We start from the raw sequence: 10292 nt of genomic DNA on the forward strand, positions 1-10292 counted from the left end.
AAGGGGCTTATATTGTCTTAGCCGCCAGACTCGATTTGAAATCAGGTGTGACCTGTGCGCATACCGGCGTTGGGCAACTGATTATTGCGGGGGAAACCTATTTAGGTGTAGGAAGTTTAGGCGAAATCAGTCAGCTAAAAGAAAATAAGACAACCAGTCCCCCACAATTACAGCTTAAATTAGCGGGTTTTGATAAATCGCTGGTGGGAATGGTGATGAATGAGCAAAGTCGAGGACGCGAAGTCCGGTTGATGATGGTCGCCATCGGTGAAGAGGGAAAACCGCTTCTTGCTGAAGTCTTATTTGTCGGACAAATCACATCTATCAATGTAGTGTCTGGCGAAGAAAATGCCGTATGTGTTAATGTTTCTAATCGATTCGAACGATGGTCAATCGGGTTACCTGATAGATTCACCGATGAGTCGTGGTCATCTCGACGACAAGGTGATCGTATCTTTCGCTATGTGGCTCAAATGGCTGAACGGGCGATTTATTGGGGCAGTAAGAAAGATGCACCTGCATTTATTTATAAATAATCTTATTGCTTTGTTAAACCCACTTTTGTGGGTTTTTTGCTATTTAAGGTCAGTACATGAAACAACCTAACTGGACACTTAAATTACCTGAAACCATAAGGGCGGCGATGAGTCGCCCTTTTTCATGGGGCAAATTTGATTGTTGTATTTTTGCCTCTGAATGTATTTACGCACAATGTGGTTTCTCGCCAATAAAGCCTTATCTCAATCACTATAAAACCAAAGCCGAAGCCTTCAACCTGCTCAAATCCAAATTTGGCTCCTTAGAGAAAGCCGTATCACGCTATTTCAAATCCATTGAGATTGAGCGCGTTCAGCGTGGCGACCTCGTACTGTTCAAAGGTGAGGACGGTGACAGTTTAGCCGTAGTCTGGGCGGGGCATTATTGGGGCGTAACGCTACAAGGCGTAAAGCCGGTGCAGATTAACCCAATCAAAGCGTGGAGAGTGGAATAATGGGTGGGAGTGGTGGATTAATTTCAAAAGTCGTGGGTGCTGGCTTAATGATTGCTGGGCTATTTACCGGAGGCGTTACCTCGGCGATGGGGATGGCACTGATGGCAGCAGGCGTCGCAGTCCAAGTCGCGGGTTCGCTTATCTTTAAGCCTAAACTGCCTTCCATGAATTATCGAGATACCGGTGAACGCAAACAGATGTTACGTTCATCGTCTGCCCCTGAAACCGTGATCGTCGGAAAAACAGTGATATCGGGTTTGCTTTTCTTCGCCGAAGAAGAAGCAGGCGAACAAGATGAAAACGAAAAAATCACACTGGCATTAGCGTTAGCAGGACACCCCATAGAGAAAATAGGGAAGATTTGGTTGGGGGATGATCTCATTGAGACGTTTGGTGATAAAGCCTCATGGGAATTACATAACGATAGGAAAGACGCCGATCCCTTTATGCTTAAAAATTGCCCTTCATGGAAAGAGGATATGATTGGTCGAGGTCTGGCGTGGTTACGTGTGACACTCACGTTTGACCAAGAAAAATTCCCTTATGGATTACCCAATGTGAAATGTGAAGTCTGGGGAAAACATCTGTTTGATCCTCGCTCTGGGCAAACTGTGTGGAGTAACAATGGGGCCTTAGTGATTTTGGACTATTACCGCCATTATTTAAAAGTGTCTGATACGGATATTGATTTTGACAGCTTTAAACAGGCAGCCGATTTATGTGATGAAAAAGTGAGTCTACCAGAAGGTGGATTTGAGTCGCGATATACCCTTAATGGTGCTTATGATTTAAATGAGAGTCCATCCAGTGTTTTGGACGCGATGCACAAATGCATCAACGCGGAACCGACATTCACCGCAGGAAAACACGGTATTCAAATTGGCGCTTATTATGGGCCTGCAATAAAAACCATCACTGAATCACAATTGATTGGCACAGTCACATGTACCCCTGAAACAGGATTAAAAGATGCCACAAATGCAGTGTATGGCACGTTTATTGATGCCGAACAGTTATACACAAAAACGGATTTCACGCCTGTGATTGTGGACGAATGGGTGAAAGAGGATGGCTTAGAAATTCGAGAGAATATCGACTATCGTTTTGTCACCAGCCCTTATCAAGCCCAACGATTAGCTCGCCAATATCTCCGTAAAAAGAAAGCAGGAAGACGGGTTCAACTCACTATGAACTTAGACGGCTATGCTTATCGTCCGGGGGAAGTTGTGCTTTTAGAATTACCGGCTTTGGGGATTAGTGGGCTGGAATTTCGTATTGCCGAATGGGCATTTCATGCTTTAGATGGTGTGGCTTTAACGTTGGAAGAGGATGGTGCCTATCTATATGAAGATGTGATTGGCAAGCCTTTCGAACGTCCGCCGTTTGTGAGTTTACCCACTGGCGGTGTTGCTTCACCGATTAATCTTACCTTTGTTCCACTTGCTGTCAGTGACATCGTGCAAGGTACACTTTCTTGGCAGAATGTGGCGTCTGATGTGCGTTATAATACGGTCAATATTTTCCATAATGGCAAGGTTATACAGTCTATTCAGGTGCCGGGTGAGCGTGTTGATATTAACGGATTAGCGCGAGGGACTTATCGTGTTGAAGTCAGAGCAACAAACGTTGCCGGTGCGATGTCGGCACCTGCTATCAGTGATTTTGCCATTCAAGCCCCACCGCCTCCTGAGCACATTGATGTTACTTCTGGCTTATTTAATCTGACCGTTGCACCGAAACAAGGTGATAGTGCTGTCTTTGATTATACCTTTGAGTTTTGGTTGAGTGAGGAAAAACTCGCTAATCTTTCTGAAAATGAAGTGATCACCAAAACAAACAAAGTTGGCCAAGGGAATTTCTGGACGCAAGAGAATTTACAAGCAGGGCATACGTATTATTTTTATGTTCGAACAATCAACAGCTATGGTAAATCACCGTTTGTGGAAGCTTCTGGTGTTTGCTCTTCTCAAACCGATTTAATTCTTGAAGAATTAGCGGGGCAAATTAGTCGAGATCAACTCGCACAAGACCTATTGGGTGAAATTAACGGCAAAGCTAACCAAATCGATATTACTGAATTACATGAGTTAATGAGGCTAAATCATGACAAGCTTTTGGAAGAGTCAATGAGGCAAGGCGCGGCGATTGAAGAAAGTGAAAAAAAACGGGAGGGATCAGAAAAATTACTGGCTGAGCGGATAAATCAAGTTTCAACGGCAACAGAAGCACAGGCCGCCGCAATTAAACAAGAGCAACAAGCACGTATTGAGGGTGATCAAACCGAAGCACAACAACGCCAATTCTTAGCCACTCAACTTCGTGGTGATTATACCGGTAATGATTTATCTAAAGTCACCGCAGGGCTCATTTCCGCCGAGAAACAAGCACGTGTTACAGGCGACCAAGCAGAAGCGAAAGCCCGACAATCACTGGAAACACGGATGAATGGGAATGTTTCAGCGATTAATAAATCATTAGAAACCCTCACCTCGAAACAGCAAGCCCAAACGCAAGAGATTTCAACGCTCAATTCAACTCTGAAAGGGAAAGCCGATAGCAGTGCAGTAAATGCGTTAAATACTCGAGTGTCGAATATCGATGGCAAAGTGACGTCCGCAACCTCTCAGGTACAAACGTTATCCAGCAAATTAGATAAAGTGAAAGCTGATTTAACGGAGTCTGTGGTGGTGGATTTAGATTTATCAAAACTCAATGAAAACACCTATTATCCGGTTATTTTGCCTTTAGTGACCTCTCGACGTTATGCCTTTAAGGTTTTTAGAACCTTAGGGCAATATTCAGACAATAAACCCAGCTATGCGACTCACAGCACCAAAGGCTTTGCCATGATTGTGGAATGGCAAGTGAGTGGTTCTGGATGGGGAACCCAGTCTGAAAACCGCATCATTGATAATTTTGATTGGCGATGGACAAATCAATCTCCTGTGATGGGACCCGCTCAATTAATAAATGGTTCTGTGGAATATATTTATTTGCGGGGAGGGGCAAAATATCAGTTAACTAAACACAAAAGTGTTAACCATCAAATTATCACCAGCACTTACACCAATAACAAGCAATCGGTGGCACCAAAGGGGTTTGTGGCGAATGAAGTACCTAAGTCCAGCGAACAGAAAGCCAATGCAACGGCGAATGCGATAAACCAACTTGAAACTAAAGTAACTGAGGTTTCAGGCAAAGTTATCTCTACCGCCCAACAAGTGACTCGCTTAGAAAGCCAAGTGGGGACAAGTTCAGCCAAAATCGAACAAACTTCGAAAGTGGTCACCGACATAAATGGCAAAATTTCGGCATCATGGACAATGAAAGTCCAGCAGGATAGCAAAGGGAATAAAGTCATTACTGGCATTGGTTTAGGGTTTAATGCACAAGGAAATAGTCAATTTCTGGTCAATGCCCAAAACTTTGCGGTGATATCGTCATTAAACGGCAAAGTGGTGACACCTTTTGTGATCCAAAATGGACAAGCTTTTTTCAATGATGCGTTATTTAGCAAGGCAACCATTGATAAATTATCGGTAGGTAAAAAAATCACATCCACTAATTATTCAGCGGGCAAGAAAGGATTTAATATTGATGCCACAACAGGGAATGTGGAATTAAATGATGCGGTATTTCGTGGACGGTTAGATATAAACTCAGGAGGAACAAAAGGGCGGTTAGTGATCACAAATAATACTATTTATGTTTACGATGAAAACAATCAGTTAGCGGCAAAAATAGGTTATTTAGGGTAGCGTATGAAGTTTATTGTTTTAATTACAGCATTATTATTGTCAGGGTGTACCTCTGGATATAAAAAAGTCGATTGCCAAGGTGTTTACCAAATAAAAACTTTTCACTATCAACAACCTGTATTAGTGAAGTTTGATAAAAAGAGAGAAACCATTAAAGGGCCTCTTTATCATGCTGTACCTCAATTAGGATTTAAATTCTTAGGAGGGTGGGTATCTCCTGATGCGGTAGAGGATTTCTCATGTCGTGGGGAATAGAGATATATGAAAAAGGAAAGCCAATAAAAATCACAGGGCGTTCGTTTATTTTTGACCAAATAGCGGTCACTCAGAATGGCAGTAAAACTTATAATAATATTCCTAAAGGGCGGTCATTGGCCGCCTATATTGTAGCTAGAAATCGAGGATCTTATTTCACTGTTAGAGTCGAGAATAATAAAATCTCGTGGAATTCTTTACGCGGTAGCCAATCGATTAATGGAATTATTATGGTACTAATTAAATGAGTAAATATGGTGCATTATTTTTTAATCAGGGTATTACCGAAGAATTAACACCTTATGAATCAGCCGTATTTTTTAAAAAGATAAAAACTAAGCCGGGACTAATTAAAATTATCGAAGGTAATAATAACGCAGTGCCACTTATTTTTATTCGAGTTCTTAATTCCTCTAATCCATCATTAGGTGGATTATCTGAAGTGATTTATGAAAACAATGCGTGGTGTGTTAATTTAATCGATACTATTCAAGGCAATTCAGCAGAATATGAGCTTTATGTATTTGTGAAGTCTTCTTATCATATTTCACTTCATCCTCAAAAATGGGGAATTCAAATCTATCATAAAGGTGTTATTACACACGCTTCAAGCCAAAGACCACTTAATTTATTAGAGGGAAATAATTTTGTACTCACAGGAAATAATTGGAGTGGCGTGGATGTCGGTTTTCCTTGTGCGGTATTAATCACAACAATTGGGCATATTGGTATGATGGATTCGATGGGAGGAAAAACGATTAGAGTAACTCTTTGTGGGCGAGGTAATCGTATTATCCCTCATTCCATGATAGTTTCAGGACAGATGTCAACAACCTCACTAGGTAAGCAGTATTTTTATATTGATGTGAGGGAGTATGGTGATTAAGGATAAAAATATAATGTAGTCAAATAGACTAACCTACTATTTATATCTACACATAAAAACATTACTAATCTAAATTAGAGAAAAATAAATATATTAGAAATGAGCAGAATGGTGTTAATTATTGAAATTAATTAATTTACTAAGCTCTTAAAGATAATGTTTTTTACGATGATTTTAGCAAAAAGAGCTTAGTGTTATAGATGTAATACTTATTAATTATAGGTTTTTCAAAAACCAATAATTTGCCGTGAAACCAATGATTGGTCGTGATGTTCCATAATGCATTCTTGACGTTCAATATCAAAAAAATTATGTGTAATATCATAATGGCCAAAAACATCAGGATCTAAAGGAACTGTTGCATATGGGTTAAAATATATATGTAAGCCATCTAAATGTGATTCTCTATATTCATCCGACTTACAAAGATGAGTATCAGAACCACAAATAAAATTACCATTTATGAATCTAAGAGAGAATAAATCATGAGTTGGTGTTAATTGATAATGTTTTGTACCTAAATGGTTTGAATTTTTATCTCTATAAAAATCATATTTGTATATTTGTCGATAACGGGTAGCTTTGATATAAGTAGGAATGCCACTTTCAATTATTGCTTTTCCCAACATACCTGTAGATGAAAATATTACAGCACTGATTTCTTTAAATGAATCATTTGTAAAAATACCAAGCTCTAGTGTTGTACCAGAAGGCTTTATGACATTTTCCTTTTTAGCAATATCCCAACTACCATTATTGTTAAGTTTGGGTCTATCTATTCCAAACAAAACTTGATTAATAGATATATTGTTTTGAGAAAAAGAAAATTCATTATTGAAAGGAGCTACCGCAACTACGAATGGATTACCCTTTACATGTTCAAGTGAATTGTAAGGATGTTTTTTTCCGTTGACTCCTTTGAAGAGGTCTAATTTACTTTTAAGTCTTCCAAGGAGTTTTATTGTACATTCATCGATGAATTTATCGTCACTAAGTAATTTTAGGGAGGGATCATAGGAAGCCAGTATATTTGTAGGTGTATCAGCTACAACAGCTTCAATATTCAGAGTATACCCATCGGCGGTACTTAAACAAAAATCAGGACTTTCTTTAGAGTAGTCGATATTAAATCCTAGCTCTTTGAATGCCTTATTTAAATATAATTCCCAAAAAGATGAATTAAAGGTGGTTTGAAATTCATTCAGAAATTTTTCTTTTTCATTGTTTTTATCTAAAAGTCCTTCTCCCCATGATTGAATAACATCTCTCACCGGAGCGAGTTCTTTTCGTTCAACTAAATATTTAAAATTTTTATGTAATACATTTTTGGGTTTTGGGTCAAATAAATTCATTATAGTACCTATATTTATTTTTATATATAAACATCATATTAATTAGAGTTTTTACTAGAGATGTCATTAATTACAGAAAGATAATATTCCTTTTCTTTATCTTCAAATCTTTTTCCAAATTCATAATTAATGATGACTCCTACGCTTTTTAATAGTTCAATTTTTGGATTAGGTGAAAGATTATTATAAAAACAATTTGGAATATAATATGTAATTTTATTAGTAATTTGAAAATCTAATTTTTTTATATGTCGGCACCTTTCTCTGAATGTAAGTAACCACCAAAGATCAATCTCAACAAAATCTAAATTTAATCCTATAATATATATATCTTTAGTGAAAAAATCATCGAGCCAACTATTGTTAATATTATTTGATTTCAGTCGTTTAATTAGTGGAACTTTTAAACTTTCATTTTTATATTGGCTTCCCGTGGTTGTATAACTTCGCATGCTTTGTAAGTATCCACTGTAGTGTTCATAGCCAAGAATTATTGAGTTAGGATTGTTTAATGCACCATGTATATGCCATATTTTTTTATCTTCAACCTCATAATGCCTAAAAATATTGTATCTACTTTCTTTTATTTTTCCTTTATTTTTTAAATTTTCAGTATTAATATCATTATTTAAACAAAGTTCAAATGTTAAATCATAATTTGTTGTTAGTATATTGTTACATTCTAATTCTACTATTCTTTCATGAATTTCGTTGGGATGTATTTTTTGTATTTTGTCTGCAATAGCCTTTTTTATCTCATATTCTGAAAAGCCATTACGGTTTGAATTTAAAATATTTAAATAAATTTCTTCATAGGCAAGTGGAAATGGTTTGTTTTTTGTATTTATCTTAATTCCATATTTTTCCTCTAAACTATTTAATACATCAAGCCAAGAGTTTCCTTGAGTAATATTATTTATTCCATTTCCTATAAGTAGTGAGTAATTACACATTATTTCTCCTTTTTATCATAACTATTTTTATCTGTTTAATAGTTATAAACTATTGGTTTAATTATATTGTTATTAATTTTTAGTAATCATACTATTATAGTATAAATAGGTAAATCTGATTTGTCATTTTTATTAAAGTATTATTGAGTTAGGTATAATAATTTGTAGAATAGGTTGAGAAATAATAATTTACATAGAAAAGTATAAATGTTTTATAGATAAACTATTTCTAGCCTTGATAAGTTAAAGTCTCTTATATTTATTGCTCAGTAGTAGAGTTGTGTTGATAATGCGTATTTCTGATACATATAGATTGCTAAAATAGTCTTCCCCAAAACCACCCCAAACCAAACTAAAAATCAACCAGTTACATACAAACCAAGATCACATAAAAAAACAAATTACCACTCTAATAATTATAATTTATTTAATAAGTTACTTAATTATTATGGGTATAATACTACGCCACATGGGTTGGATAGAAGCCGCTGACTTAATCATTAAAGGTATGGAAGGCGCAATCGAAGCGAAGACCGTTACTTATGATTTCGAACGTCTAATGGACGGCGCTAAACTGCTGAAATGTAGCGAGTTCGGTGACGCGATTATTAAACATATGTAATTGTTGATTTGATAAATAGTTAACGGGAGCTTATTAGTTCCCGTTTTTTATTGTCAATTTTGAAATGGTTATCAAAAAGTTATCAAAACGAGTTATCAAAACCACCTGAAATTTGAGCAATTAAATCACGATTTTTATCTAATTTTTGGCGTTCAAGTTGTTACCTGATTACTCAGCGTCTAATTTTGCTTTCCAGCTATAAAGTAATTTATCGGTGATCCCTAAAGAAGCTACCGCTTTTGGGACGCTATAACCTTGTTCGCTGACTAATGCGACCGCTTCTTGCTTAAACCCAGTAGTATAAACACTGTTTGTTCGTTTTTTCATTTAACACTTCTATAGTTAGATTATATTCCATTATTAAAGTGCCCTGTTTGATTAAAGTAGATCAAATAATCCCTAATTATAATAAATAAATATTTTTTATTTCTTAATTAAAATTTTTGTTGTAAATAGGCTACTTATTCTAATTTCAATAATCTATTAATGAAGGGTTTGATTTGTTTTTCTATTTTTATTTTTAATTATCTTAAAATAATGAAATAGCTGATGTAATCATATTTAAAAGTGATATTATTATTTTATAATCATTTATATATATTTACATTATTTTTATTTTAATGCTGGAGATACACGTGAATAAAAGAGCACTTTCGACAAAATATCGAAATTCGATGTGTCCATCAATGATAAAAAAAATAGGGGGATACGGTTTATCGTTATTCTTGATACCAATAGTATTCCTTCATTCCGCTAATGCGTTAGAGTTATCCGTTCCTATTGGCTCAACAGGTTATTTAGGGGAGGTCACTCCGCCAGTTGGTTCAATAGCGCTAGAGTATGGGATGGTAATGCCAGTACTTGAGGCGAATACACCTTATATAGGTTTCCAGTGGGAGCCTTATCGATTAGTGATACAATCAATACCTTTTTACCCTGAAATTGGACGAGCGGGTGTGGCTATCTACAATAAAAGCAATCCCAAAGGGGCCTTTATTGTTTTAGCGCCCAGTGGATATGGTTTGTTTCGTTATAAACGGGCTAACGGCGCATATGAGAATGCTTCATTTTCATTTAGTCGTTCCCAAACCACCGCTATGACAAATATGTATAATGATTTTTCCTCTAATTCTGATAAATTAAGTTGGGGTCTTTTGCCCAGACAAGGCAATAGTAATTTTTTCTCAGCACGATACGTAGATGGTAGTGATAAAGTTCATTCGTTAACATTAACAATATCCAGTTATTCCGCGTATGCCATCGGGCCATTAGAGGCCGGTGAATATGCCATGCGCGATGGTTCAAAATTTTATGCCTATATTAATGTTAGTCCCAATTTTAAGATAGTTACTAAGACATTATTAAGTTCAGCGGATAATGTGAATATTAAAGCACTCAAAGCCTGTGACGTTATCCCCCAAACGTCTACCAATATTCAGTTTCCGACTCAAATCGCGAAAAATTATGCAACACCT

The 10292-nt window shown here is 36.6% G+C and carries 9 protein-coding genes and 2 pseudogenes; 8 read left to right on the plus strand and 3 right to left on the minus strand.

The features are described 5' to 3' along the window. The 6 genes from HMPREF0693_RS00090 to HMPREF0693_RS00115 form a co-directional block, all read left to right on the plus strand. On the plus strand, positions 1–536 hold a 536-nt coding region (locus tag HMPREF0693_RS00090), incomplete at its 5' end, for a hypothetical protein (protein WP_004242493.1). A gap of 56 nt (positions 537–592) precedes the next feature. Continuing rightward, positions 593–991 (plus strand): DUF6950 family protein, encoded by a 399-nt coding sequence (locus HMPREF0693_RS00095; protein WP_004242494.1) that lies wholly within the window; start codon positions 593–595, stop codon positions 989–991. Then, a complete protein-coding gene (locus tag HMPREF0693_RS00100) occupies positions 991–4749 on the plus strand; it encodes a phage tail protein (protein WP_004242495.1) in 3759 nt (1252 codons plus the stop codon). Before HMPREF0693_RS00095 ends, HMPREF0693_RS00100 begins: the two co-directional genes overlap by 1 nt. A gap of 3 nt (positions 4750–4752) precedes the next feature. Continuing rightward, on the plus strand, positions 4753–5004 hold the full coding sequence (locus HMPREF0693_RS00105; RefSeq protein ID WP_004242498.1) for a hypothetical protein: 252 nt from the start codon (positions 4753–4755) through the stop codon (positions 5002–5004). Beyond that, the gene (locus HMPREF0693_RS00110) at positions 4989–5252 is read left to right on the plus strand and encodes a hypothetical protein (RefSeq protein ID WP_004242500.1); all 264 of its coding nucleotides are present in this window, start codon (positions 4989–4991) and stop codon (positions 5250–5252) included. Before HMPREF0693_RS00105 ends, HMPREF0693_RS00110 begins: the two co-directional genes overlap by 16 nt. Further along, the gene (locus HMPREF0693_RS00115; protein WP_004242502.1) at positions 5249–5890 is read left to right on the plus strand and encodes a hypothetical protein; all 642 of its coding nucleotides are present in this window, start codon (positions 5249–5251) and stop codon (positions 5888–5890) included. Before HMPREF0693_RS00110 ends, HMPREF0693_RS00115 begins: the two co-directional genes overlap by 4 nt. A gap of 227 nt (positions 5891–6117) precedes the next feature. Here HMPREF0693_RS00115 and HMPREF0693_RS00120 read toward each other — a convergent pair whose 3' ends face one another. Further along, on the minus strand, positions 6118–7242 hold the full coding sequence (locus HMPREF0693_RS00120; protein WP_004242504.1) for a hypothetical protein: 1125 nt from the start codon (positions 7240–7242) through the stop codon (positions 6118–6120). A gap of 38 nt (positions 7243–7280) precedes the next feature. Continuing rightward, the gene (locus HMPREF0693_RS00125) at positions 7281–8195 is read right to left on the minus strand and encodes an SIR2 family protein (protein WP_004242506.1); all 915 of its coding nucleotides are present in this window, start codon (positions 8193–8195) and stop codon (positions 7281–7283) included. Positions 8196–8652: 457 nt separating this feature from the next. Between HMPREF0693_RS00125 and HMPREF0693_RS18375 the strand changes: the two are divergent. Further along, positions 8653–8817 (plus strand): annotated as a pseudogene (locus HMPREF0693_RS18375) (NADP-dependent isocitrate dehydrogenase); the annotation flags it as partial. Between the two features lie 177 nt (positions 8818–8994). On the opposite strand, the pseudogene HMPREF0693_RS00130 reads toward HMPREF0693_RS18375, so the two are convergent. Further along, positions 8995–9144: pseudogene (locus HMPREF0693_RS00130) on the minus strand (transposase); the annotation flags it as partial. A 308-nt stretch (positions 9145–9452) separates the two neighbouring features. Here HMPREF0693_RS00130 and HMPREF0693_RS19045 point away from each other — a divergent pair. Then, positions 9453–10292 (plus strand): hypothetical protein (locus tag HMPREF0693_RS19045; RefSeq protein WP_036932109.1); only part of this gene is annotated, 840 nt, incomplete at its 3' end.

This window comes from Proteus mirabilis ATCC 29906, from assembly GCF_000160755.1.
Taxonomy (GTDB): Bacteria; Pseudomonadota; Gammaproteobacteria; order Enterobacterales; family Enterobacteriaceae; genus Proteus; species Proteus mirabilis.

Bases quoted from the DNA above. Each gene is read 5' to 3' on its own strand.
- HMPREF0693_RS00095 (WP_004242494.1), top strand. From the start codon at position 593: ATGAAACAACCTAACTGGACACTTAAATTACCTGAAACCATAAGGGCG.
- HMPREF0693_RS00100 (WP_004242495.1), top strand. From the start codon at position 991: ATGGGTGGGAGTGGTGGATTAATTTCAAAAGTCGTGGGTGCTGGCTTA.
- HMPREF0693_RS00105 (WP_004242498.1), top strand. From the start codon at position 4,753: ATGAAGTTTATTGTTTTAATTACAGCATTATTATTGTCAGGGTGTACC.
- HMPREF0693_RS00110 (WP_004242500.1), top strand. From the start codon at position 4,989: ATGTCGTGGGGAATAGAGATATATGAAAAAGGAAAGCCAATAAAAATC.
- HMPREF0693_RS00115 (WP_004242502.1), top strand. From the start codon at position 5,249: ATGAGTAAATATGGTGCATTATTTTTTAATCAGGGTATTACCGAAGAA.
- HMPREF0693_RS00120 (WP_004242504.1), bottom strand. From the start codon at position 7,242: ATGAATTTATTTGACCCAAAACCCAAAAATGTATTACATAAAAATTTT.
- HMPREF0693_RS00125 (WP_004242506.1), bottom strand. From the start codon at position 8,195: ATGTGTAATTACTCACTACTTATAGGAAATGGAATAAATAATATTACT.